26 protein-coding genes are annotated in these 24,694 nt (G+C 58.9%); 16 read left to right on the plus strand and 10 right to left on the minus strand.

Translation table 11 applies throughout. From position 1 onward, the window contains the following. Positions 1–50 precede the first annotated feature (50 nt). The gene (gene apbC, locus KW838_RS06700; protein WP_218500741.1) at positions 51–1,145 is read right to left on the minus strand and encodes an iron-sulfur cluster carrier protein ApbC; all 1,095 of its coding nucleotides are present in this window, start codon (positions 1,143–1,145) and stop codon (positions 51–53) included. Positions 1,146–1,358: 213 nt separating this feature from the next. On the opposite strand from apbC, the gene metG reads away from it, so the two are divergent. The 8 genes from metG to KW838_RS06740 all read left to right on the plus strand — a co-directional run bounded on the left by metG (position 1,359) and on the right by KW838_RS06740 (position 8,289). After that, complete coding sequence (gene metG / locus KW838_RS06705; protein WP_218500742.1) at positions 1,359–3,410, plus strand: methionine--tRNA ligase; 2,052 nt, start codon at positions 1,359–1,361, stop codon at positions 3,408–3,410. 191 nt (positions 3,411–3,601) lie between these two features. Then, a complete protein-coding gene (locus tag KW838_RS06710; RefSeq protein ID WP_218500743.1) occupies positions 3,602–4,171 on the plus strand; it encodes an electron transport complex protein RnfA in 570 nt (189 codons plus the stop codon). After that, on the plus strand, positions 4,168–5,181 hold the full coding sequence (gene rsxB, locus KW838_RS06715) for an electron transport complex subunit RsxB (RefSeq protein ID WP_218500744.1): 1,014 nt from the start codon (positions 4,168–4,170) through the stop codon (positions 5,179–5,181). The genes KW838_RS06710 and rsxB overlap by 4 nt, the downstream gene beginning before the upstream one ends. Further along, complete coding sequence (locus KW838_RS06720; RefSeq protein WP_218500745.1) at positions 5,168–6,154, plus strand: RnfABCDGE type electron transport complex subunit D; 987 nt, start codon at positions 5,168–5,170, stop codon at positions 6,152–6,154. Before rsxB ends, KW838_RS06720 begins: the two co-directional genes overlap by 14 nt. Next, positions 6,151–6,762 (plus strand): RnfABCDGE type electron transport complex subunit G, encoded by a 612-nt coding sequence (locus KW838_RS06725; RefSeq protein WP_218500746.1) that lies wholly within the window; start codon positions 6,151–6,153, stop codon positions 6,760–6,762. The genes KW838_RS06720 and KW838_RS06725 overlap by 4 nt, the downstream gene beginning before the upstream one ends. After that, positions 6,755–7,339: an Rnf-Nqr domain containing protein gene (locus KW838_RS06730; RefSeq protein ID WP_218500747.1), complete on the plus strand. Its 585-nt coding sequence runs from the start codon at positions 6,755–6,757 to the stop codon at positions 7,337–7,339. Before KW838_RS06725 ends, KW838_RS06730 begins: the two co-directional genes overlap by 8 nt. A 25-nt stretch (positions 7,340–7,364) precedes the next feature. Next, a complete protein-coding gene (nth, locus tag KW838_RS06735) occupies positions 7,365–8,003 on the plus strand; it encodes an endonuclease III (protein ID WP_007972326.1) in 639 nt (212 codons plus the stop codon). 106 nt (positions 8,004–8,109) lie between these two features. Beyond that, a complete protein-coding gene (locus KW838_RS06740; protein ID WP_007972325.1) occupies positions 8,110–8,289 on the plus strand; it encodes a PA3496 family putative envelope integrity protein in 180 nt (59 codons plus the stop codon). Positions 8,290–8,369: 80 nt separating this feature from the next. On the opposite strand, the gene KW838_RS06745 is transcribed toward KW838_RS06740, so the two are convergent. Continuing rightward, positions 8,370–8,996, minus strand: a complete 627-nt coding sequence (locus tag KW838_RS06745) for a response regulator transcription factor (protein ID WP_007972324.1) — start codon at positions 8,994–8,996, stop codon at positions 8,370–8,372. Between the two features lie 472 nt (positions 8,997–9,468). On the opposite strand from KW838_RS06745, the gene KW838_RS06750 reads away from it, so the two are divergent. Next, complete coding sequence (locus KW838_RS06750; RefSeq protein ID WP_218500748.1) at positions 9,469–10,179, plus strand: hypothetical protein; 711 nt, start codon at positions 9,469–9,471, stop codon at positions 10,177–10,179. 149 nt (positions 10,180–10,328) lie between these two features. On the opposite strand, the gene KW838_RS06755 is transcribed toward KW838_RS06750, so the two are convergent. Both KW838_RS06755 and KW838_RS06760 read right to left on the minus strand, forming a co-directional pair. Beyond that, the gene (locus KW838_RS06755) at positions 10,329–11,546 is read right to left on the minus strand and encodes an argininosuccinate synthase (protein ID WP_218500749.1); all 1,218 of its coding nucleotides are present in this window, start codon (positions 11,544–11,546) and stop codon (positions 10,329–10,331) included. 129 nt (positions 11,547–11,675) lie between these two features. Then, on the minus strand, positions 11,676–12,581 hold the full coding sequence (locus tag KW838_RS06760) for an OmpA family protein (protein ID WP_102698453.1): 906 nt from the start codon (positions 12,579–12,581) through the stop codon (positions 11,676–11,678). Positions 12,582–12,740: 159 nt separating this feature from the next. On the opposite strand from KW838_RS06760, the gene pyrC reads away from it, so the two are divergent. After that, positions 12,741–13,787, plus strand: coding sequence for a dihydroorotase (gene pyrC / locus KW838_RS06765; protein WP_102698454.1), 1,047 nt, complete (start codon positions 12,741–12,743; stop codon positions 13,785–13,787). Continuing rightward, positions 13,784–14,461, plus strand: a complete 678-nt coding sequence (gene rnt, locus KW838_RS06770; protein WP_007972317.1) for a ribonuclease T — start codon at positions 13,784–13,786, stop codon at positions 14,459–14,461. The genes pyrC and rnt overlap by 4 nt, the downstream gene beginning before the upstream one ends. Before the next feature lie 198 nt (positions 14,462–14,659). Here the strand turns inward: rnt and KW838_RS06775 are convergent, their stop codons facing one another. Further along, positions 14,660–15,262 (minus strand): peroxiredoxin, encoded by a 603-nt coding sequence (locus tag KW838_RS06775; RefSeq protein ID WP_007971324.1) that lies wholly within the window; start codon positions 15,260–15,262, stop codon positions 14,660–14,662. Positions 15,263–15,572: 310 nt separating this feature from the next. On the opposite strand from KW838_RS06775, the gene KW838_RS06780 reads away from it, so the two are divergent. Next, on the plus strand, positions 15,573–15,791 hold the full coding sequence (locus KW838_RS06780) for a bacterioferritin-associated ferredoxin (protein WP_007985869.1): 219 nt from the start codon (positions 15,573–15,575) through the stop codon (positions 15,789–15,791). Between the two features lie 198 nt (positions 15,792–15,989). Next, the gene (gene bfr / locus KW838_RS06785; protein ID WP_007971321.1) at positions 15,990–16,466 is read left to right on the plus strand and encodes a bacterioferritin; all 477 of its coding nucleotides are present in this window, start codon (positions 15,990–15,992) and stop codon (positions 16,464–16,466) included. 162 nt (positions 16,467–16,628) lie between these two features. On the opposite strand, the gene grxD is transcribed toward bfr, so the two are convergent. From grxD to KW838_RS06800, 3 genes are all read right to left on the minus strand, one after another. Further along, positions 16,629–16,970 carry a Grx4 family monothiol glutaredoxin gene (gene grxD / locus KW838_RS06790; protein ID WP_007971318.1) on the minus strand — a complete coding sequence of 114 codons (342 nt, stop codon included), beginning with the start codon at positions 16,968–16,970 and terminating at the stop codon, positions 16,629–16,631. Between the two features lie 97 nt (positions 16,971–17,067). Next, positions 17,068–19,176, minus strand: coding sequence for a molybdopterin oxidoreductase family protein (locus KW838_RS06795; protein ID WP_102698456.1), 2,109 nt, complete (start codon positions 19,174–19,176; stop codon positions 17,068–17,070). Positions 19,177–19,308: 132 nt separating this feature from the next. Further along, positions 19,309–19,599, minus strand: a complete 291-nt coding sequence (locus tag KW838_RS06800; RefSeq protein WP_104449295.1) for a hypothetical protein — start codon at positions 19,597–19,599, stop codon at positions 19,309–19,311. A gap of 404 nt (positions 19,600–20,003) precedes the next feature. Here KW838_RS06800 and argF point away from each other — a divergent pair, with 404 nt between their 5' ends. Further along, a complete protein-coding gene (gene argF, locus KW838_RS06805; protein WP_217836278.1) occupies positions 20,004–20,924 on the plus strand; it encodes an ornithine carbamoyltransferase in 921 nt (306 codons plus the stop codon). Further along, the gene (locus tag KW838_RS06810) at positions 20,921–22,030 is read left to right on the plus strand and encodes an ABC transporter ATP-binding protein (RefSeq protein WP_102698458.1); all 1,110 of its coding nucleotides are present in this window, start codon (positions 20,921–20,923) and stop codon (positions 22,028–22,030) included. The genes argF and KW838_RS06810 overlap by 4 nt, the downstream gene beginning before the upstream one ends. Before the next feature lie 115 nt (positions 22,031–22,145). Here KW838_RS06810 and KW838_RS06815 read toward each other — a convergent pair whose 3' ends face one another. Together KW838_RS06815 and ybaK are read right to left on the minus strand one after the other, a co-directional pair. Continuing rightward, complete coding sequence (locus tag KW838_RS06815; protein WP_218500750.1) at positions 22,146–22,928, minus strand: PhzF family phenazine biosynthesis protein; 783 nt, start codon at positions 22,926–22,928, stop codon at positions 22,146–22,148. A gap of 94 nt (positions 22,929–23,022) precedes the next feature. After that, on the minus strand, positions 23,023–23,493 hold the full coding sequence (ybaK, locus tag KW838_RS06820; protein ID WP_007971306.1) for a Cys-tRNA(Pro) deacylase: 471 nt from the start codon (positions 23,491–23,493) through the stop codon (positions 23,023–23,025). Between the two features lie 348 nt (positions 23,494–23,841). Between ybaK and KW838_RS06825 the strand changes: the two genes are divergently transcribed. Then, positions 23,842–24,693 (plus strand): MIP/aquaporin family protein, encoded by an 852-nt coding sequence (locus KW838_RS06825; RefSeq protein ID WP_218500751.1) that lies wholly within the window; start codon positions 23,842–23,844, stop codon positions 24,691–24,693. Position 24,694: the final 1 nt, after the last annotated feature.

A 24,694-nucleotide genomic window follows, 5' to 3' on the forward strand; every position in this document is an offset into this window, starting at 1 on the left:
AATCCCATGTAGGAGAGGAGCTGCCGCAGGCTGCGATCTTTTAACAGGGATCAATCGTCGCTGACGCTGATATTCGGCATCGCCGGCGTCAAAGCTTCCTGCAATACGATCCGCGCACCGACATGACGGGCCAGCTCCTGGTAAACCATGGCGATCTGACTGTCAGGCTCGGCGATCACCGTCGGCTTGCCGCCATCGGCCTGTTCGCGGATGACCATCGACAGCGGCAACGAGGCCAGCAGCTCGACGCCATACTGGTTGGCCAGCTTCACGCCACCGCCCTCACCGAACAGATGCTCGGCATGTCCGCAGTTGGAGCAGATGTGCACGGCCATGTTTTCCACCACGCCCAGCACCGGAATGTTGACCTTGCGGAACATTTCCACGCCCTTGCGCGCGTCCAGCAAGGCCAGGTCCTGCGGGGTGGTCACGATGACTGCACCGGCCACCGGCACTTTCTGCGCCAGGGTCAGCTGGATGTCACCGGTACCCGGCGGCATGTCGATGACCAGGTAGTCCAGGTCGCCCCACGCGGTTTGGGTCACCAGTTGCAGCAAGGCGCCGGAGACCATCGGACCACGCCAGACCATCGGTGTGTTGTCATCGGTGAGGAAGGCCATGGACATCACTTCGACGCCATGGGATTTGAGCGGGACGAACCATTTCTGATCCTTGACCTCAGGACGGGTGCGCTCCGGGATACCAAACATGATGCCCTGGCTCGGACCGTAGATGTCCGCATCGAGAATACCGACCTTGGCGCCTTCGCGAGCCAGGGCCAGGGCCAGGTTGGCCGCGGTGGTGGATTTGCCCACGCCACCCTTGCCGGACGCCACGGCCACCACGTTCTTGACGTTGGCCAGCCCCGGGATCTGCGCCTGGGCCTTGTGCGCGGCGATCACGCTGGTGATATCGACTTTGGCACTCGACACGCCATCCAGGCCTTGAATGGCCATTTCCAGCATCTGCGCCCAGCCGCTCTTGAACAGACCGGCGGCGTAACCCAATTCGAGCTGGACGCTGACGCGGTCGCCCTGGATGTCGATGTTGCGCACGCACCCGGCGCTGACCGGGTCCTGGTTCAGGTAAGGGTCGGTGTATTGGCGAAGGACGGCTTCCACCGCTGCGCGATTGACGGCGCTCATGGGCAACTCCGAAAACGGGACTGGAAAAGATGATGGGTATCGTACCTCAAAAGATCGCAGCCTTCGGCAGCTCCTACGAGTACCCCCTGTAGGAGCTGCCGAAGGCTGCGATCTTTTCTGGCTGCTCATCCAATGAAACAGGCTCACAGGATGAAAAATATGCGCCAGCGCTTTATAGTGGCCGACCTCCGTTTCATCAAGTAGCCGAGCCCCATGTCCGAGCCACGCAAGATCCTCGTCACCAGCGCCCTGCCCTATGCCAATGGTTCGATCCATCTTGGCCACATGCTGGAATACATCCAGACCGATATGTGGGTGCGCTTCCAGAAGCACCGCGGCAATCAATGCATCTATGTCTGCGCCGACGACGCCCACGGTTCGGCGATCATGCTGCGCGCGGAAAAGGAAGGCATCACCCCGGAACAACTGATCGCCAACGTCCAGGCTGAACACAGCGCCGACTTTGCCGAGTTCCTGGTCGACTTCGACAACTTCCACTCCACTCACGCCGAAGAAAACCGTGAGCTGTCGAGCCAGATCTACCTGAAACTGCGTGACGCCGGGCACATCGCCACGCGCTCGATCACCCAGTATTTCGACCCGGAAAAGAAAATGTTCCTGGCCGACCGCTTCATCAAGGGCACCTGCCCGAAATGCGGCACCGAAGACCAATACGGCGACAACTGCGAAAAATGCGGCGCGACCTACGCGCCAACCGACCTGAAGGATCCGAAGTCGGCGATCTCCGGCGCCACCCCGGTGCTCAAGGATTCCCAGCACTTCTTCTTCAAGCTGCCGGACTTCCAGGCCATGCTGCAAACCTGGACCCGCAGCGGCACCCTGCAGGATGCCGTGGCCAACAAGATCGCCGAATGGCTGGATGCCGGCCTGCAACAGTGGGACATCTCCCGCGATGCGCCGTACTTCGGTTTCGAGATCCCCGACGAGCCGGGCAAGTACTTCTACGTATGGCTGGATGCGCCGATCGGCTACATGGCCAGCTTCAAGAACCTGTGCAACCGCACGCCGGAACTGGACTTCGACGCGTTCTGGGGCAAGGACTCCACCGCCGAGCTGTACCACTTCATCGGCAAGGACATCGTCAACTTCCACGCCCTGTTCTGGCCAGCCATGCTCGAAGGCGCCGGCTACCGCAAGCCGACCGGGATCAACGTGCACGGCTACCTGACCGTCAACGGCCAGAAGATGTCCAAGTCCCGCGGCACGTTCATCAAGGCCCGCACCTACCTGGATCACCTGTCGCCGGAATACCTGCGCTACTACTACGCGTCCAAGCTGGGCCGTGGCGTCGATGACCTCGACCTGAACCTCGAGGACTTCGTGCAGAAGGTCAACTCTGACCTGGTGGGCAAGGTCGTCAACATCGCCAGCCGTTGCGCCGGGTTCATTCACAAAGGCAATGCCGGCGTGATGGTCGACACCAACGCCGCGCCTGAGTTGACCGAAGCCTTCCTGGCCGCCGCGCCAGGCATTGCCGACGCCTACGAAGCCCGCGACTTCGCCCGCGCCATGCGCGAGATCATGGGCCTGGCCGACCGCGCCAACGCCTGGATCGCCGACAAGGCTCCGTGGTCGCTGAACAAGCAGGAAGGCAAGCAGGATGAAGTCCAGGCGATCTGCGCCACCGGCGTCAACCTGTTCCGCCAGCTGGTGATCTTCCTCAAGCCTGTGCTGCCGCTGCTGGCCGCCGACGCCGAGGCGTTCCTCAATGTCGCACCGCTGACCTGGAACGACCACGCGAGCTTGCTCGCCAACCATCAGTTGAACGAGTTCAAGCCGCTGATGACCCGCATCGACCCGGTCAAGGTACAAGCCATGACCGACGCCTCGAAAGAAGACCTGACCGCCAGCCAGACCGACACCGGCGAAGCCGCACCTGTCGGCAATGGCGAACTGGCCAAGGATCCTCTGTCGCCGGAAATCGAGTTCGACACCTTCGCGGCGGTCGATTTGCGCGTCGCGCTGATCGTCAAGGCTGAACACGTGGAAGGCGCCGACAAGCTGCTGCGCCTGACCCTGGACATCGGTGACGAGCAACGCAACGTGTTCTCCGGGATCAAGAGCGCTTACCCGGATCCGTCCAAGCTCGATGGCCGCCTGACCATGATGATCGCCAACCTCAAGCCACGGAAAATGAAGTTCGGCATCTCCGAAGGCATGGTGATGGCAGCCGGTCCTGGCGGTGAAGAGATCTACCTGCTCAGCCCTGACAGCGGCGCCAAGCCGGGTCAGCGCATCAAGTAAGATCTGCGGCAAATCGATCCCACAGTCGTGCCTGGCGCGACTGTGGGATTTTCATGTCTGGCCCATACTGACTCCTGTAGGAGCTGCCGCAGGCTGCGATCTTTTGATCTTGGCTTTTGTAAGAGCAAGATCAAAAGATCGCAGCCTGCGGCAGCTCCTACAGGGTTATCCAGCATCGGATAGGGACGATCATGACCGAAACGCTTTTGACGCTTATCAGTGCAGCCCTGATCAACAACCTCGTGTTGCACTGGCCGCTGGGCGTCGATCCGCTGTTGGCTGGCCAGCGCCGTCAGGTCCATGCCCTGGGCATTGCGACGACATGCCTGATGCTGCTCGTGGGCATGCTCGGCTACGCGCTCTACCACTGGCTGCTGGAGCCGCTGCAATTGACGGCGCTGCGTCTGTTTGTGTTTCTGCCATTGAGCGTGCTGCTGATCGGCCCATTGCTGAAGCTACTGGCGCGGGTGTTTTCGACACTGTCGTTCGAAGGCCTCTGGCCATTGTTGCTGGGCAATGCCGGCGTGCTGGGCGTGACTTTGCTCAACGCTCAGGATGACAAGGGCTTCTTTCACGCCACAGCCTTGAGCCTCGGCGCAGGGCTGGGCTTCTGGCTGGTGTTGAGCCTGTTCACCGATTTGCGTGAACGCACGGCCGACAACGATGTGCCCCTGCCCTTTCGCGGCCTGCCGATCGACCTGATCAGTGCCGGCCTGATCGCAGTGGTTTTTCTCGGATTCAGCGGACTGATCAAAACATGAGTCTGATTCAACTCATCGACGCACTCTTGCCGCAAACCCAATGCGGCAAATGCGGCCACCCCGGGTGCAAACCGTACGCCGAAGGCATTGCCAGCGGCGAGCCGATCAACAAGTGCCCGCCCGGCGGCAACGAAACCATCGCGGCCCTGGCCGAGTTGCTGAAGGTGCCAGTGCTGGAACTGGACATCACTCGCGGTTCGGCACCTGCACAGATCGCCTATATCCGAGAAGCCGAGTGTATCGGTTGCACCAAGTGCATTCAGGCCTGCCCGGTCGATGCCATCGTCGGGGCGGCCAAATTGATGCACACGGTGATCATCGACGAGTGCACCGGTTGCGACCTCTGCGTAGCACCCTGCCCGGTGGACTGCATCGAAATGCGCCCGCTGCCGCTGGACACTGTATTGCCGGTGGTCGGGGGCCTGGCCCTCACACCGCAAGCGCGGCAGGCCCGTACCCTCAAGCGCGATCACGCGCGGCGCCGCTTCGAACAGCGCAATGCCCGATTGCAGCGCGAAGAGCAACAGAAAATCGCCGAACGCCAGGCCCGGCAACGTGCCACGCAACCTAGCGAAGCGGCAGTCGACCCGGTACAGGCCGCCCTCGAGCGCGTCCGTGCACAGAAAGCCGCCAATGCCGATGCCGCGCTGAAAAAGGCGAAGATCGATGTGGCGATGAGTCGGGCCCAGCTGCACAAATCGCTGAAAGCCTTCGGACATCCACCGACCTTCGAACAGCAATCGCAGTTGATTGTCCTGCAACAGCAGTTCGAAGACGCCGAACAAAACCTGGCGCAACTGGAAAGCGCCGCGCCACCAGCCCCTGCGCCGACAGTCGCAACGGTGTCATCAAATGATGCCGATCTGAAACGGGCCAAGATCCAGTTGGCCATGCGCCGTGCCGAACTCAAGAAGGCTCAGGCCAACGAAGCACCGGCGGAGCACATCGAAGCCCTGGAGCGCGCACTCGGCGAAGCCGAACGCCAGGTGAACGCCCATGCCAGCCCTTGAAACCGTTGATGAGCGCCTGCAGCAGGCCATGAAGCTGGTGCTTCTGGCCACGCTGCCGGGAATGCTCGCCGCGTTGTGGCTATACGGCTGGGGCGTGTTGATCAACCTGGTTCTGGCGGCCGCTGCTGCGCTGGCCGTTGAAGCGGCCGTCGTGCAATGGCGCAAGCAACCGCTGAGGCCAACCCTGAGTGACGGTAGCGCGCTGGTCAGTGCCACCTTGCTGGCTCTGGCGCTGCCGCCTTACTGCCCATGGTGGCTGACCCTCAGCGCAGCCGCTTTTGCGATGATCTTTGGCAAGCACTTGTATGGCGGCGTCGGCTCAAATCCCTTCAACCCGGCGATGCTCGGATTTGCTCTGGTGCTGGTGACCTTTCCCCAACCCATGACCCATTGGCCATCACCCCATGGCATGGACCTGTTGAGTGGCTTGCAGCAAGTGTTCGGATTCGGCCAGGCACCGGATGCGTGGGTGCAGGCCACGGCACTGGACAGCCTGCGGATCAACAAAAGCCTGACCATGGATGAACTGTTTGCCGGCAATCCGGCATTCGGCCGCTACGGCGGACGCGGTGTGGAGTGGGTGAACCTGGCGTTTCTGGCGGGCGGAATGTTTCTCCTGCAACGAAGAGTGATCAGTTGGCATGCACCGGTCGGCATGCTGGCCAGCCTGTTCGTCATCAGCCTGCTGTGCTGGAACGGGACGGGCTCCGACTCCCATGGCTCGCCGCTGTTTCACCAGCTGACCGGTGCGACGATGCTGGGGGCGTTCTTTATCATCACCGAACCGGTATCCGGCGCCAGAAGCCCCGGGGCAAAACTGCTGTTCGGCGTCGGCGTCGGGCTCCTGACTTATCTGATTCGTACCTGGGGCGGCTATCCGGACGGCATCGCCTTTGCCGTGCTGTTGATGAACCTGTGCGTGCCGGCGCTGGAGCGGTTCGTGGCGGCCAGACAACAGCCGGAGGCGTCATGAACCGGACATCAAGCATCACGCTTCTGGTGTTTTTGGCCGCACTGGGCATGGGCGTGACGTACTTCGTGCAACTCGGCAGCGCGCCGCGCATTGCAGCCGAACAGCGCCTGCTCGACAGCCGGAATCTGCTGGACCTGATACCGTCAGACAGCTACGACAATCAACCACTCGACCACCCCATCAGGATCGAAACAACCACCCTGGCAAACAGCACCTTGCTGGGTGGCTATCTGGCGACCCGGGGCGAGCAACCCGTCGCCGTGTTGCTGCGCAGTCAAACCCTCGGCTACACCGGTGCCATTGAGCTACTGATCGCTGTCGATGCCAATGGCAGGTTGCTGGGAGTCAAAACCCTCAAACAGTCGGAAACACCTGGGCTGGGGGCACGGATCGCCGAGTGGCCCAATGGCTGGCTGCAGATTTTTTCCGGAAAATCCCGAACAGAACCCGGTGACAGCGGTTGGGCGCTGAAAAAGGATCAGGGGCAGTTCGATCAGATCGCAGGCGCGACCATCACCTCAAGAGCGGTGATCAATGCCGTGCACGATGCCTTGCGCTACTTTGATGAACACCGGCAACAACTGCTCGCGAACCCTGCCCATGGATAACTCATCGACTCTACGCAACGCCCTGATGCTGACGCCGCTGATCGGTGCCACCCACTCGCTGATGGCCGCACTTGGCCTGTGCCTGATGTTCATGGTGGTGACCCAGTTGTTCAGTCCGGCCATGGGCGCCCTGCGATCCCGACTGGTCCCGGCGGCCCGCTTGCCGGCCAGCGTTCTGTTGGCCGCCACGCTCACCAGTTGCGCGGAACTCACGGCACAAGCCTGGTCGCTGCAATGGCAGCAACATCTGGGTTTTTATGGCGCCATGATCGCCTTGCAATGCGTCGTACTGGAGCACACCGGGTTCTTTCACAACGGCTGGCGCCAGCGCCTGCGACTCAGTGGCCTGTTTGTCACGCTGATGATCGCTATGGGACTGCTGCGCGAACTCATCGGCAACGCAACCCTGGGAAACCGACTATCGTGGCTGTCCGGTGCAATACAAGCTGACTGGCAAGGCTGGGTGCTGGTGACCGATGGTGGTCTGCGCCTGGCCACATTGGTCCCTGGAGGGTTCATTCTGCTCGGACTGCTGATCGCCGCCTGGCAGGCCCGGCGCCCCAAAACCCCACATTGATTGCCCACGAGGAAACGCACTGTCCATGAATGCCGCAAAACGTCTGGAAATTTTCCGCAGACTGCACGAAGACAACCCGGAGCCCAAGACCGAACTGGCCTATTCCTCACCGTTCGAATTGCTGATTGCCGTGATTCTCTCGGCGCAATCGACCGATGTCGGCGTCAACAAGGCCACCGCCAAGCTGTTCCCGGTCGCCAATACCCCGGCAGCGATCCATGCCCTGGGTGTCGAGGGACTGTCGGAGTACATCAAGACAATCGGCCTGTACAACAGCAAAGCGAAAAACGTGATCGAAACCTGCCGCTTGCTGGTCGAGCGTCATGCCGGTGAAGTGCCGCAAACCCGCGAAGAGCTGGAGGCGCTGCCCGGCGTCGGCCGCAAAACCGCCAATGTGGTACTCAATACGGCATTCCGTCAGCTGACCATGGCTGTCGACACGCATATATTCAGGGTCAGTAACCGCACCGGCATTGCACCCGGCAAGAATGTGGTGGAAGTCGAGAAGAAACTGATGAAATTCGTGCCCAGGGAGTACTTGCTCGACTCCCATCACTGGCTGATCCTTCACGGCCGCTATGTCTGCCTCGCCCGCAAGCCCCGGTGCGGAAGCTGCCGGATCGAGGACTTGTGCGAATACAAGCACAAAACCTCCGACGATTGAGGCGCTATTAGGATTATTGAATTGTCGATTGAAAAAATCTTTTTTACCCGCCGGGAGATTGTCGATATAAGGAGCGCCAAAGGCCTTCTTAGCCTGGAGCAACTAAATGAGTACTGGCAAAGAGCAACTGGACGTAGAAGACGACTTCACCACCGCCGAAACCGATGACGCCGAGCCGGTGGTTGAAGTAGCGAAAACTAATCTGAGCAAACGCCGCACCATCGACAATCTGCTGGAGGAGCGCCGACTGCAAAAGCAATTGGCCGACTACGATTTTGACTTATGACACCTGAAAGCCTCCCGAAACGGAGGCTTTTTTTTGAGTGCCATATTTAGACATACGCCCCTTGTCGCAAAAATACGCCATCACACCAGACCGTTGCGTTGGGCCAGTTCGATCAAATCGACCAGGGACCTTGCATTGAGTTTGAGCAACAGGCGGGTCTTGTAAGTACTGACTGTTTTATTGCTGAGAAACATTCCATCGGCAATTTCCTTATTGGTTTTCCCTCTGGCCAACTGCTGCAGGACCATCATTTCCCGCCCCGACAACCGATCAACCATGTCGGCCTCACTGGCATTCCCCAAGCTGCAGCGCACGGTATGCAAGGCTTGATTGGGAAAGTAACTGTAGCCTGACAACACGGCCTTTATTGCACTGAGCAACTCCGTCAGGTCTTGTTGTTTGCAGACATAACCGGCCGCACCGGATTGCATGCAACGCATGGAAAAATGGCCCGGTGCCTGGGAAGTCAGGATCAGCACTTTCATCGGCATTGAGGTCGAAGACAAACGCGCGATAACTTCCAATCCGTCCAGCTTCGGAATCCCGATATCCAGAATGACAATATCCGGCGTAAGTTCACGGGCTAGTTGCAGTGCATCCACACCATTATCGGTTTCTGCAATAACTTCGTAGCCATGACGTTCCATTAGCATACGTACCGCAAGACGAATGACGGGGTGATCATCCACGATCAGCACTTTATTCATGGGCAAGTCCAATTTTCGCTGTTCGAATTTTTAGAGCCCGCACAATAGCCTAGTCGTTTCCCCCATGGCATGTCGCCCTTTCCAACCACCCACACCAAGAGACATACCCTACAAACAACACGGATTTCTCCTACAAGAATCCCTCGAGCGGAATGAGTTGAAAACTGTATCAGCGTCATGGTGGTGCAGTTTTCAGCAAACCACTCTATCGATTTACAAACAGAATTTTCCAAAAGCCAGCGTGAACAGCCGCCCCCTGACAAACACAAGTATCAACTTCTGCACTAAAACGTAACTGATATTTTCGCACTCAACATTCACACCAGAAATATCACACACCAGACATCCAATTACTCTTACAGCGAATTATACTTTTTGAGCAATCATTAAAGCACCACCAGCAATCATAAAAAATTCCAATACAGCCACATCAAACAAACTTCAAAAAACACTCAAAAAATGAGAATTCAACATGAGTACAGAACATGGCAGAAAGCTAATCACCAACCCAATGACAATCATTGCGATATTCGCAACACTCTCTGAAACTTCGGCCGCCGTTTCTCTCCCCTTCCTTGACCAAGAGGAAAGAGAACTCTACGTCTGGTTTCTGATCAGCTTTCCGTTTTATTTACTTTTACTTTTTTTCGCGACACTCAACTTCAACTACCGATCACTGTATGCGCCTTCCGACTTTGAAAAGGGAAAACACTTCATGAAAGCGATGGAAGATGCAGGGCGGTTGGAAAAAAAAGCATCCGGGAAGTCGTCAGGGAATCCCGCTACGGAAACGTCAACGAATGGCCAGCAGCCAGCTCGGTCGCCCTGCGGTGCACAGGACCCGCCAACGGAGATGGGCCTGCACAGCACCGTCTTCGTTCAGCATCAACTTCAGTTACCGGAATCTGTAAAAAACCTGTGCATCGTTGATACACGCGGTATGAACAAGGAGGTTGAATTTGAAACGCTGCTGGAAAAAATCCAGAAACCGCGGGAAAAGATGGCGTACGTGATTCTGTTTGTCACTTGTGCCATTTCAGAGACCTTACTGAAGGCCAGTGCGCTCAAACACTCCAGGCAGAGCCGGAAGCATTGCTCCGCCTATTACATTGCCTACGATCCGGCCTCGCACAGGCTGACGGTCATTGATCAAGCCGGGCAACCGGCAAACAACAACGCGTAGAGCCAGACAGACCATCGGAAGGAAATGGACAGGAAACCGTGAGCGGCAACGAATGCACCCAACATCGCAGTAACTGGCATCACACCCCGTTTTCAGGTGCCTGACCTCGTCAAGGACGAGCTCAGGCACCCATCACGAGCTCAAAGGTCTCAGAACAGCTTCCGACCTTTGTTCGCCGCAATGCGCATGCGCAAGGCGTTGAGCTTGATGAAGCCCGCAGCATCCGCCTGGTTGTACGCGCCGCCATCTTCTTCGAAAGTAGCAATGTTGGCGTCGAACAGCGAGTCGTCGGACTTGCGGCCAGTGACAATCACATTGCCCTTGTACAGTTTCAGGCGCACAACGCCGTTCACGTGGACCTGGGACGCATCGATCATCTGTTGCAGCATCAGGCGCTCAGGGCTCCACCAGTAGCCGGTGTAGATCAGGCTGGCGTACTTGGGCATCAACTCGTCCTTGAGGTGAGCCACTTCGCGGTCCAGGGTGATCGATTCGATCGCACGGTGGGCACGCAGCATGATGGTGCCGCCAGGGGTTTCGTAGCAGCCACGGGACTTCATGCCCACATAGCGGTTCTCGACGATGTCGAGACGGCCGATACCGTGTTCGCCACCGATACGGTTCAGGGTCGCCAGCACGGTGGCCGGAGTCATTTCGACACCGTCCAGCGCGACGATATCGCCGTTGCGGTAGGTCAGTTCCAGGTACTGCGGCTTGTCTGGAGCGTTTTCCGGGGAAACGGTCCAGCGCCACATGTCTTCTTCGTGCTCGGTCCAGGTGTCTTCCAGCACGCCGCCTTCATAGGAGATGTGCAGCAGGTTGGCATCCATGGAGTACGGGGATTTCTTCTTGCCGTGACGCTCGATCGGGATCGCGTGCTTCGCGGCGTAGTCCATCAGCTTTTCACGGGACAGCAGGTCCCATTCGCGCCAGGGAGCAATCACTTTCACGCCAGGCTTCAAGGCGTACGCGCCCAATTCGAAACGAACCTGGTCGTTGCCCTTGCCGGTGGCGCCATGGGAAATGGCGTCAGCGCCGGTTTCGTTGGCGATTTCGATCAGGCGCTTGGCAATCAGCGGACGAGCGATGGAAGTACCCAGCAGGTACTCGCCCTCGTAAACGGTGTTGGCGCGGAACATCGGGAAAACGAAATCGCGCACGAACTCTTCGCGCAAGTCGTCGATGTAGATCTCTTTGACGCCCATGGCCTGAGCCTTGGCGCGTGCAGGTTCGACCTCTTCGCCCTGACCCAGGTCAGCGGTGAAGGTCACCACTTCACAGTTATAAGTATCCTGCAGCCACTTGAGGATCACCGAAGTGTCCAGGCCGCCGGAATACGCCAGAACGACCTTGTTTACGTCCGCCATGCCATCACTCCACGGGGTTCTACGGAAAGCCGTGAAGTCTACCGCTCATGCAGGATAATTTACAGAGGCGCGACAGCTTATGACGACCAAGCGACAGAATCTGTCGAGAGCGCGACGATGACCGAAGGGTCAGGACGTTGCCGAAGTGGCCGCTTTCGTCGCTTGCGGGGCGACTTGTTCCGCGGGCGCTCCCCGCTCCAGACGTACCGCTACCCGACGGTTCTTCGCACGGTTGGCGTTGTTGGTATTGGGCGCCAGCGGATAACGTTCGCCATGGAAACGCAGGGTGATTTGCGACTCCTGGATGCCGTTGGCCTTGAAGAACTCCATCACTGCCAGGGCCCGGCGCCGCGACAGGTCGCGATTGGTCAGGCGGTTGCCGCTGTTGTCGGAGTGACCGTCGAGCTCGATGTGATTGACCGTCGGATCAGCCTTCATGTACTCCAGCATCACCTGCAGCTTGGCTTTCGCGGCGCTGTCGAGCTCGATCCCGCCGCCAGGGAAGCCAATTTGGGATTGTTTCACCTGCTCGAAGTTCTGCGGCAGCAGTTTGGCCACGCAGCTTTGATAATCGGCAAACGCCTGGGTGAACCTGACCGGCAGCAAGCGCACTTCCGACACCCGGCCATCTCCCGAGGAACGGCGAACCACCGGGCTGCGACCGTCCATCAGACCGCTGATCAGGCGTCCGGCCTGCGCCTGTGAACTGTTGAACAACACGTTGCCGCTGCCGATTCTCACTGTGCCCAGGTTGATATCGTCGCGCCCCGGCTGCCAGGGTGCGGCAGCGGCCAGCAGGGTCGCCGAACCTCCGCCCATCATCGGGTTATAGGCTTTCAGACGAAACGTTGCCTGCTCACCGGCCTTGCGCACGAACTCACCCGAGCCGAAGTCGGTAATCGGCTGCGTCAGGCGGCATTCGAACTTGTCGCCTTCGACCGTCCACTCAATGCTCTCCAGGCGGGTCTGAAAAGTGAGCGCCATCGCGGGAAGGCTGGCAAACACACTGAGCAAGGCTAAATAACGCTGGCGCACGGGAGGCTCCACTGGTTTCTACAACAAAAAGACCGACACACACATGTTTACGGCATACCTGTTGGATATCGGAAGCTGGCGGCAAAACTTGATAGCGAGTGCCTGCAAGAGTCTTTTCCGGTAGCATTCCCTTGAGTTTGACCCGCCTGGAATCCCCTCATGTCCGACCGCCTGACCCTGCTGCGTCCCGACGACTGGCACATTCATCTTCGTGATGGTGCCGTGTTGACCAATACCGTCGCGGATGTCGCGCGCACCTTTGGCCGCGCCATCATCATGCCCAACCTGGTTCCACCGGTGCGCAACGCGGCCGAAGCCGACGGCTATCGCCAGCGGATTCTCGCTGCCCGCCCGGCCGGCAGCCCGTTCGAGCCGCTGATGGTCCTATACCTGACCGACCGCACCCAGCCTGAAGAGATCCGCGAGGCCAAGGCCAGCGGATTCGTGCACGCCGCCAAGCTGTACCCGGCCGGCGCGACCACCAACTCGGACTCTGGTGTTACCAGCATCGACAAGATTTTCCCTGCACTCGAGGCCATGGCCGAAGTCGGGATGCCGTTGCTGATCCACGGTGAAGTCACCCGTGGCGATGTCGACGTGTTCGACCGCGAAAAAATCTTCATCGACGAGCACATGCGTCGTGTGGTCGAGCGTTTCCCGACGCTCAAAGTGGTGTTCGAACACATCACCACCGCTGACGCCGTGCAGTTCGTCAACTCGGCTTCGGCCAACGTGGGCGCGACCATCACCGCGCATCACCTGCTGTACAACCGCAACCACATGCTGGTGGGCGGGATTCGGCCGCATTTCTACTGCCTGCCGATCCTCAAGCGCAATACGCACCAGGAAGCCCTGCTCGACGCCGCCACCAGCGGCAGCGAAAAATTCTTCCTCGGCACCGACTCGGCCCCCCACGCCCAGCACGCCAAGGAAGCCGCTTGTGGTTGCGCTGGCTGCTACACCGCCTATGCGGCGATCGAGATGTACGCCGAAGCGTTCGAGCAGCGCAATGCGCTGGACAAGCTCGAAGCCTTCGCCAGCCTCAACGGCCCGCGTTTCTATGGCCTGCCGGTCAACACCGATCGCATCACCCTGGTCCGCGAAGAATGGACCGCCCCTGCCAGCCTGCCGTTTGGCGAGCTGACCGTTATCCCGCTGCGCGCCGGTGAAAAACTGCGCTGGCGCCTGCTGGAGGAACACGCGTGAGTGAAGACCATTTCGACGACGAACTGGAAGGCAATGGCGGCGGTGGCGGTTCCCGTCATCCAATGGCCGCACGGTTTCGTGGTTACCTGCCGGTTGTCGTCGACGTAGAAACCGGTGGCTTCAACTCCGCCACCGACGCCCTGCTGGAAATCGCCGCGACCACCATCGCCATGGATGAAAAGGGTTTTGTCTACCCGGATCACACCTACTTCTTCCGTGTCGAGCCATTCGAAGGTGCGAACATCGAAGCGGCGGCCCTGGAATTCACCGGGATCAAGCTCGATCACCCGCTGCGCATGGCCGTGAGTGAAGAGTCTGCCCTGAACGATATCTTCCGCGGCGTGCGCAAGGCCCTCAAGGCCAACGGTTGCAAACGGGCGATCCTGGTCGGGCATAACAGCAGCTTCGACCTGGGCTTCCTGAACGCGGCGGTTGCGCGCCTGGACATGAAGCGCAATCCGTTCCATCCGTTCTCCAGTTTCGATACCGCGACGCTCGCTGGCCTGGCATACGGCCAGACCGTGCTGGCCAAGGCGTGTCAGGCAGCGGACATCGACTTCGACGGTCGTGAGGCTCACTCGGCCCGCTACGACACCGAAAAGACGGCGGAGCTGTTCTGCGGCATCGTCAATCGCTGGAAACAGATGGGTGGTTGGGAAGACTTCAACGATTGATGGCACTCACGAATCAATGTAGGAGCGAGCTTGCTCGCGATGGTCGTTAACGATAACGCGGGCGTTCTGGTTCCCCGCGGTGTTCTTGAGTCCATCGCGAGCAAGCTCGCTCCTACAGGGATTTCAGTCGCAGATTTATTCCCGCGCATAAAAAAACCGGCCTCGATGGCCGGTTTTTTTTTACCTGCAGCGTGCGCCTTACAGAGCGGCAGCGTGCTCGGTCAGGTAAGCCGCAACGCCTTCTGGCGAAGCGTTCATGCCTTTGTCGCCTTTCTTCCAGTTGGCAGGGCAGACTTCGCCGTGCTCTTCGTGGAATTGCAGAGCGTCGACCAGACGCAGCAGCTCTTCCATGTTACGGCCCAGCGGCAGGTCGTTGATGATCTGCGAACGGACAACGCCTTTGTCGTCGATCAGGAACGCGCCACGGAACGCTACGCCGTCAGCGGACTGAACGTCGTAGGCCTTCATGATTTCCTGCTTGATGTCGGCAGCCATGGTGTAGCGAACTTCGCCGATGCCGCCGTTGTTGACCGGGGTGTTGCGCCAGGCGTTGTGGGTGAAGTGCGAGTCGATCGATACAGCGACCACTTCAACATTGCGCGCCTTGAACTCGGACATGCGGTTGTCCAGAGCGATCAGCTCGGACGGGCAAACGAAGGTGAAGTCCAGCGGGTAGAAGAACACCAGGCCGTATTTGCCTTTGATCGCCGAAGACAGGGTGAAGCTGTCTACGATCTCGCCATTGCCGAGTACGGCCGGTACGGTGAAGTCAGGGGCTTGTTTGCCTACGAGTACGCTCATTGGATATCTCCTGGTGTAATAGCGTGAGAAACAGGGTTCGCATCAGCCTGCCACCCTGAGGCGACAGCCCTGTGACACGAACCCCGGTCGCAAAAGACCGGCCATCATACACCGCGTGTTTGAGCTGGCTTAGCTGTTTTTTCCCGGTACGATGAAATCCCCGACGGTTTTGTATCTTCGGTTTGCCATATAGACCGTTCGTCAGCCACCCCCGCTTATGACAAAAAGTACTCTGAAACCACTTTGACAATCATTCTCGTTAACATTAAGATCCATCGCAATTGAGTCACAATCAGCGACGGTCTTCCTTATGTATGTTTGCCTCTGCACTGGCGTCACCGACGGTCAAATCCGCGATGCGATCTATGAAGGATGCTGCAGCTACAAGGAAGTCCGTGTGGCTACCGGCGTTGCCAGTCAATGCGGCAAATGTGCCTGTCTTGCCAAGGAAGTGGTCCGCGAGACCCTGACCAAACTGCAAACGGCCCAGGCTGCAATTCCCTATCCAGCAGAATTTACAGCCGCTTAAGTATCGATTTTCAAAGAACCGGACATATGTCCGGTTTTTTTATGCCTCAAAATCAACTAGTTATGCTCTAGACGCGGAACACAAACATTCTTATTCCGATTAATTTTCATTTAAGTTTCAATAACTTAGGTTTGACACTATTAAATACGCGGCTCAAACTCTGTTCTATTGACAGCTAATACAGGGCAGGACCCCATCATGAAAGGCGACGTTACAGTCATCCAGCATCTCAACAAGATCCTTGCCAATGAGCTGGTCGCGATCAATCAATACTTCCTGCATGCGCGCATGTATGAAGATTGGGGCCTGAACAAGCTCGGCAAGCACGAGTACCACGAATCCATCGACGAGATGAAGCACGCGGACAAGCTGATCAAGCGGATCCTGTTCCTTGAAGGCCTGCCGAACGTCCAGGATCTGGGCAAGCTGCACATCGGCGAACACACCAAGGAAATGCTCGAGTGCGACCTGCGTATCGAGAAAACCGGCCATGCCGACCTGAAAGTGGCTATCGCGCATTGCGAAAAAGTTGGCGACTTCGGCAGCCGTGAGCTGCTTGAAGATATCCTCGAATCCGAAGAAGAACATATCGACTGGCTGGAAACCCAGTTGGGCCTGATCGACAAGATCGGTATCGAAAACTATCTGCAATCGCAGATGGGCGAGGACGAGTAGGAGCTGCCGCAGGCTGCGATCTTGGCAACTGCAGCCGCAATATTGCAGTAACTTCCTTAGCGCAATAAAAAGCCCCGCCCTCTTTCGAGTGGCGGGGCTTTTTTAATGCTGAAGATCAAGAGATCGCAGCCTTCGGCAGCTCCTACAGGGGAGCCGCCCGAATCAGGCTTCGGTCTTTGGAGCAGCGGCCTTGGCGGCGGCGTCCTTGATCAGGCTCTGCAGCGAACCGTCAGCAGCCATTTCAGTCATGATGTCGCTACCACCGACCAGCTCACCGGCAACCCACAGTTGCGGGAAGGTTGGCCAGTTGGCGTATTTTGGCAGATTGGCGCGGATTTCCGGGTTCTGCAGGATGTCCACGTACGCAAACTTTTCACCACACGCCATCACGGCCTGCGCAGCTTTCGCGGAGAAGCCGCACTGCGGGGCATTTGGCGAGCCTTTCATGTAAAGCAGAATGGTGTTGTTGGCAATCTGCTCTTTAATCGTTTCGATGATATCCATGGAGCACCTCGGCTGAACTTTCCGACTCATGGGTCGGCACGGTGGCGCATTGTAACGGAAAGCCGAGCGCCCTGCTCGGTCTCTCCGTCAGACTGATTCAAGCCGCCGCCACGGTCACTGGCACGCCATTGAGCGCGGCATTTCCCGACAGTTCGTCAATCCGGCATTCGTCGGTCAGGTCGTTGGCGCTGGAGCCCGGCTGGCTGCTGGCAATCGACATTTGCACGCCCGGCCGCGCGTGACCCCAGCCGTGCGGCAGGCTGACCACGCCTTTCATCATATCAAGACTGCCCAGCACTTCGACCTCAATCACACCCACCCGCGAACTGACCCGAACGCGCTGTCCGTCACTGAGCCCGCGACTGGCCAGGTCGTCCGGATGCATCAGCAACTGGTGTCGTGGCTTGCCCTTCACCAACCGATGATAGTTATGCATCCATGAGTTGTTGCTGCGTACATGCCGGCGGCCAATCATCAACAACTCGTCGGCGGCCGGCGCCTTCAAGGCTGCGAAGCGCGCCAGGTCAGCGAGAATCGCCGCCGGCGCGGCCTGGATGCGTTGATTGGCAGTCTTCAGGCGCGGTGCAAGGTTAGGCTTGAGCGCGCCAAGATCGACGCCATGGGGATGATCGAACAAAGTCGCCAGCGATAGCTTGTGCTCTGAGGTGTCGCCGTACATCCCCATGCGCAGGCCGCGATCGATCATTTGCGCCGGGGCGATGGTAGGTTTCAACTCTTTGCCGGTCCTGGCGGCAAACGCCTTGGCCAGCCCGACGAAGATCTCCCAGTCGTGCAATGCCCCTTCGGGCTTGGCGAGGATTGCGCGGTTGAAACGACTGACGTTGCGCACCGCGAACAGGTTGAATGTGGTGTCGTAATGATCGTTTTCCAGCGCCGATGTGGACGGCAGGATCAGGTCGGCGTAGCGCGTGGTTTCATTGATGTACAGGTCGATGCTGACCATGAAATCAAGCCCGTCCAGTGCCTGCTCGAGTTTTCGGCCATTGGGCGTGGACAGCACCGGATTGCCCGCCACGGTGATCAGCGCCCGGACTTGCCCTTGCCCTTCGGTGAGCATCTCTTCGGCCAGCGCAGAGACTGGCAACTCTCCGGCGTATTCCGGGCGCCCGGAAACCCGGCTCTGCCACAAATTGAAATGCCCGCCCGAAGTCGTCGCCACCAGGTCCACCGCCGGCTCGGTGCACAAGGCCCCCCCTACGCGGTCGAGGTTGCCGGTGACCAGATTGATCAACTGCACCGCCCAGTGACAAAGTGTTCCGAATGCCTGGGTCGAGACGCCCATGCGGCCATAACAGACAGCCGAGGGCGCCGCGGCGAAGTCTCGCGCCAATTGGCGGATCTGTTCGGCCGGTACGGCGCACAACGGACTCATGGCCTCGGCGGTGAACGGCGCGACGGCCTCCCGCACGTCTTCCAGACCGTCTACCGGCAGATGGCCGTCGCGGGTCAGGCCTTCAGCGAACAAGGTGTTGAGCAATCCGAACAACAGCGCGGCATCACCGCCCGGGCGCACGAACAGATGCTGATCGGCAATCGCCGCCGTTTCACTGCGGCGAGGGTCGACCACCACCACTTTGCCACCCCGGGCCTGTATCGCCTTCAAGCGTTTTTCCACATCCGGCACGGTCATGATGCTGCCGTTTGAAGCCAGCGGGTTGCCGCCCAGGATCAGCATGAAATCGGTGTGATCGATGTCCGGGATAGGGAGCAGCAAACCGTGGCCGTACATCAAATGACTGGTCAGGTGATGGGGCAATTGATCGACCGACGTCGCGGAAAACCGATTACGGGTTTTCAGCAGGCCGAGGAAGTAGTTGCTGTGGGTCATCAACCCGTAATTGTGCACGCTCGGGTTGCCTTGATAGACCGCCACGGCGTTTTGCCCATGGCGCTCCTGAATCGCCGCAAGGCGCTCGGCCACCAGGTTGAATGCCGCGTCCCACTCGATGGGTTGCCATTCATTGCCCACCCGCTGCATCGGCTGATGCAGGCGATCCGGATCGTTCTGGATGTCTTGCAGGGCCACGGCCTTGGGGCAAATGTGGCCACGACTGAATGCGTCCAGGGGATCGCCCTTGATCGACGTGATCTGCACGCTGCCGTCTTCGACCTTGGTGGTTTCGATGGTCAGGCCACAGATGGCTTCGCACAAATGGCACGCACGGTGATGGAGAGTCTTGGTCATGGCCAGTCTGTCTTGTCGTGGGCGGGCACCGATGGCCGCGGAAACAAAACTATGGCGCCAGACCCGACGCCACACCAGCGACGTTCGTCTTGTGAATCGAGGGATATCAGGCCAGCCGATGGCCGTGCGGGTTCAGTTCGACGGCAGCCTGGGCGGGGCCTGCAACTGGATTTCCTGGAGGTTTTCGAACGCCCCGTGAGCGACATCGACACCGGTCAGTTCGCCAATCAGGCGCCAGTGTTCGTCGAGCCCGGCACTGATGGTGGCCATGCGATCGATCATGTGACGACCGGCAGCCCGGGTGACCTCGTCCTCACTGCGCAACAACTCGAAGGACATCGTCGTCATCGAAGCGGTGAGGTGAGTCAGCGAGCGTGCCGTGAGGCCCAGTAGCTCCATTAACAGCTGTTCTTTCGATTCCATCGGGAAGCTTCCGCGTCACTCGAGATTTATTTATAACCCAGCACTTTGCATTAGCAAATATTTCAAGCTGGCGACACGCGGCTCAAGACCTGGAACGGCAAGTCAGAAACCGACTGTCAGCGCACCATTGCCGCCCCGCCTGATTGCCAAGCCCCGAGAGGCCGGTGTACAAATGAACCGCTGCATTCAGGAAACAGGCTTCAAAAGCGCTACCTCGGTTAACCCGTAGCACCTCTGAAACTCCCTAAAAACTGTAGCCCTATTGGTAAGACGCGACATTTAATTATAAGATCGCGCCTTCCCCTATTTCGTCGCCCCGTGCGGCTTACGCCGCAGGTCTCGCCCGTTGTTCCGTCAAACAAGGCTTTGAGCATCTGCGGTTTGTAGCAAAAAGGTAGTCAATGATGAGCGCAAGGCACTTTCTCTCCCTGATGGATTGCACGCCCGAAGAGCTGGTCAGCGTGATCCGTCGAGGCGTTGAGCTCAAGGACCTGCGTAACCGCGGCGTACTGTTCGAGCCTCTGAAAAACCGCGTCCTGGGGATGATTTTCGAGAAATCCTCGACCCGCACCCGGATCTCCTTCGAGGCCGGCATGATCCAGCTCGGCGGCCAGGCGATCTTCCTGTCGCCACGTGATACCCAACTGGGCCGTGGCGAACCGATCGGCGACTGCGCCATCGTCATGTCGAGCATGCTCGATGCGGTGATGATCCGTACCTTTGCCCACAGCAACCTGACCGAATTCGCCGCCAACTCCCGCGTACCGGTGATCAACGGCCTGTCCGATGACCTGCACCCGTGCCAGTTGCTGGCCGACATGCAGACCTTCCTCGAACACCGCGGCTCGATCCAGGGCAAGACCGTGGCCTGGATCGGCGATGGCAACAACATGTGCAACAGCTATATAGAAGCGGCGATCCAGTTCGACTTCCAGTTGCGCGTTGCCTGCCCGGAAGGCTACGAGCCCAACCCGGTGTTCCTGGCCAAGGCCGGCGATCGGGTCTCCATCGTTCGCGACCCGAAAGACGCCGTGCGCGGTGCACACCTGGTGAGCACCGACGTCTGGACCTCCATGGGCCAGGAAGAGGAAACCGCCAAGCGCCTGCAACTGTTCGCACCGTACCAGGTCAACCGCGCGCTGCTCGACCTGGCCGCTGACGACGTGCTGTTCATGCACTGCCTGCCGGCGCACCGTGGCGAGGAAATCAGCGTCGACCTGCTCGACGACAAACGCTCGGTGGCCTGGGATCAAGCCGAAAACCGTCTGCATGCGCAAAAAGCCCTGCTCGAATTCCTCGTCGAACCGGCGTATCACCACGCATGAGCCAGCCATTACTGCTTAACCTGCGCAACCTCGCCTGCGGCTATCAAGACCAGCGCGTGGTGCAGAACCTGAACCTGCATTTGAACGCCGGTGACATCGGTTGCCTGCTGGGCTCTTCCGGCTGCGGCAAGACCACCACACTGCGGGCGATTGCCGGTTTCGAACCGGTACACGAAGGCGAAATCCAGCTGGCCGGCGAGACCATCTCCAGCGCCGGTTTCACCCTCGCCCCGGAGAAACGCCGCATCGGCATGGTGTTCCAGGACTACGCGCTGTTCCCGCACTTGAGCGTGGCCGACAACATCGCCTTCGGCATTCGCAAGCATCCGCAAAAGGATCGCGTCACCGAAGAGCTGCTGGAACTGGTCAACCTGAAGAACCTCGGCAAACGTTTCCCCCACGAGCTTTCCGGTGGGCAGCAGCAACGAGTCGCCCTGGCCCGCGCACTAGCGCCGGAACCGCAACTGCTGTTGCTCGACGAGCCGTTCTCCAACCTCGATGGCGAATTGCGCCGCAAGCTCAGCCATGAAGTACGCGACATCCTCAAGACCCGTGGCACCAGCGCGATTCTGGTGACACACGACCAGGAAGAAGCCTTCGCGGTCAGCGACCATGTTGGCGTGTTCAAGGAAGGTCGACTGGAACAGTGGGATACGCCCTACAACCTGTATCACGAACCGCTGACGCCGTTTGTGGCGAGCTTCATCGGCCAGGGCTATTTCATTCGCGGTCAGTTGAGCAGCCCGGAGTCGGTGCAAACCGAGCTGGGTGAGTTGCGCGGCAACCGGGCCTACACCTGGCCGGTAGGCGGCGCCGTGGACGTGCTGCTGCGCCCGGACGATATCGTCTATGCGCCGGACAGCGCACTGAAGGCGCGAATTGCTGGCAAGACGTTCCTCGGTGCGTCGACCCTGTATCGCTTGCAACTGCCGACAGGCGCGCAGTTGGAGTCCATCTTCCCGAGCCATGTCGATCGTCAGGTCGGGGCGGATGTGGGCATTCGTGTCGCGGCTGAACACCTGGTGCTGTTCCAGGCGTCCGGCAGCACGGCTGCGCAGATTCCGGCTGCTGAATCGGGTGTCCGGCGCTACAGCTCCGCTCACTGATCAACACAACCCCTGTGGGAGCGAGCCTGCTCGCGAATGCGGTGTGTCAGCCAATGATGATGTTGACTGACACACCGCATTCGCGAGCAGGCTCGCTCCCACAATTGGGTTTGCGTTAGCCCAGCATCAGCGTTCCGCTTGCTACGAGCGTCGCATCCCCGCCGATCATCACCCGCTCGCCTTCCAGCTGGCAGAACAACTCCCCGCCCCGCGTCGAACGCTGACAGGCTGTCAGGCTCGACTTGCCCAAACGCTTTGACCAGTACGGAATCAGAAGACAATGGGTCGATCCGGTCACCGGGTCTTCATTGATGCCGATTGCCGGGGCGAAGTAACGGGAAACGAAATCGTGCTGCTCGCCCCGCGCCGTCACGATGGCGCCCAACCATGGCAGTTTCGCCAGGGCGACCATGTCCGGCTTGCAATCGAGCACGGCTTGCTCCGACTCCAGCACCACGAACAGCTCATTCGAAGCCAGTACCTCGACAGCCTTCACACCCAGTGCACGCTCGATGTCCGAGATCACGTTCACCGGCGACGCAGTGATCGACGGGAAATCCAGCCACAGTCGTCCATCTTCACGGGTCACGCTCAACGGGCCGGATTTGCAGATAAAGTCCAGTCGCTCGACCGGCTCTTTATAGACCTCAAACAACACATGGGCACTGGCCAGTGTCGCGTGACCGCACAGTGGCACCTCGGTGGTCGGCGTAAACCAGCGGATGTGCCAGCCCTGCCCTTCGCGCACGACAAACGCCGTTTCGGCGAGGTTGTGCTCGGCGGCAATCTTCTGCATCAACTCATCGGCGAGCCAGGTATCGAGCCGATAGACCATCGCCGGGTTGCCGCTGAATGGCTGATTGCTGAACGCGTCGACCTGATGAAACTCAAGCTGCATACCCTTCTCCCTTTGTCAGATCGCCGAGCATGCAGCGCCGGCCGAACCGGCACCAGTGACAGAACCGGCTGATTTTCACCATACAGCGCTGCGCTCACGCACGGCCGATATCGGCAAACTTCGCTTGGGTGTGTTCGGCCAGCACGGCCGGCGCCAGCTCGACTTCCAGTCCACGCCGACCGGCACTGACAAAAATGCTGGCGAAGGGCTGGGCCGAGTTATCAATGAAGGTACGCAAACGCTTTTTCTGCCCCAGCGGGCTGATCCCGCCCAATAGATAACCCGTAGAGCGTTGCGCTGCCGCCGGATCGGCCATTTCGACCTTTTTCACGCCAGCGGCATGGGCCAGCCCTTTCAAGTCCAGGCTGCCGACAACCGGCACCACAGCCACCAGCAACTCACCTTTCTCGCTGGCCGCCAGCAAGGTCTTGAACACCTGCGCCGGGTCGAGCCCGAGTTTTTCCGCGGCTTCCAGGCCATAGGAGGCGGCCTTCGGGTCATGTTCGTAACTGTGTACGCGATGTTCGGCCCGAACCTTTTTCAATAAATCCAATGCGGGGGTCATGGCAGCTCCAGACTGGGCGGCAGAAGAAAATACTGCGCCGGATTCTAGGACATTGATCGTTAAAAGGCTCTACGGCGGCGCATCCATAACGCCATTGCCTGGCCATCCCATTGCGCAATGACTCATTCATTCATGCAACGAATAGTTTTTTTGTGACTGGTGGTTCACTTTCGACCTTTGACAGCAGCGTTTCTTGTCTATATTTTTTCGTTTCTGAAACTATACGAAACGTCCTACCGCTGTACCCAGCAGTAACCGCGACCAGGATGGGGATCCTGCCCCGGCGAAAAACGCGCGTTGACCATGTAGGCAAGAACGCGCCAGACAACAAAAAAAATTGAGGTTTCAATGACTACTGCTTTACAACAACCGTCGCTCTCGAGCCAATGCATGGCCGAGTTTCTGGGTACGGCGCTGCTGATCTTTTTTGGTACCGGTTGTGTTGCCGCGCTCAAGGTCGCGGGTGCCAGTTTTGGCTTGTGGGAAATCAGCATTATCTGGGGCGTCGGCGTCAGCATGGCGATCTACCTCACCGCCGGGGTTTCCGGCGCTCATCTGAACCCTGCCGTCAGCATTGCCCTGAGCATTTTCGCGGACTTCGAAAAGCGTAAATTGCCTTTCTACGTACTCGCCCAAGTGGCGGGCGCCTTCTGTGGCGCGTTGTTGGTTTACACGCTCTACAGCAATCTATTCTTCGAATTCGAACAAACGCAGCACATGGTTCGTGGATCTCAAGCCAGCCTTGAATTGGCCTCCGTGTTCTCCACCTTCCCGAATCCTGCGCTGACCACCGCCCAGGCATTTCTGGTCGAGGTGATCATTACGGCCATCCTGATGGGCGTGATCATGTCCCTGACCGACGACAACAACGGCCTGCCCAAAGGCCCGTTGGCACCGCTGCTGATCGGCCTGCTGATTGCGGTGATCGGCAGCTCGATGGGACCGCTGACCGGTTTTGCCATGAACCCTGCGCGGGACTTCGGCCCTAAACTGATGACTTTCTTCGCTGGCTGGGGTGAAATTTCCTTCACCGGCGGACGCGATATTCCGTACTTCCTGATTCCTGTTTTTGCGCCGATTGTCGGTGCCTGCCTCGGCGCCGCCGCCTATCGCGGGCTGATTGCCCGCCATCTGCCGGGCTCCGTACCTGCTACAAAGGATGAGCGACCTGCCATTGACGGCAAACCCAGAACGTCCTGAT

Origin of the sequence: Pseudomonas sp. PDM27 (assembly GCF_019219205.1) — a bacterium.
Taxonomy (GTDB): domain Bacteria; phylum Pseudomonadota; class Gammaproteobacteria; order Pseudomonadales; family Pseudomonadaceae; genus Aquipseudomonas; species Aquipseudomonas laurylsulfatiphila.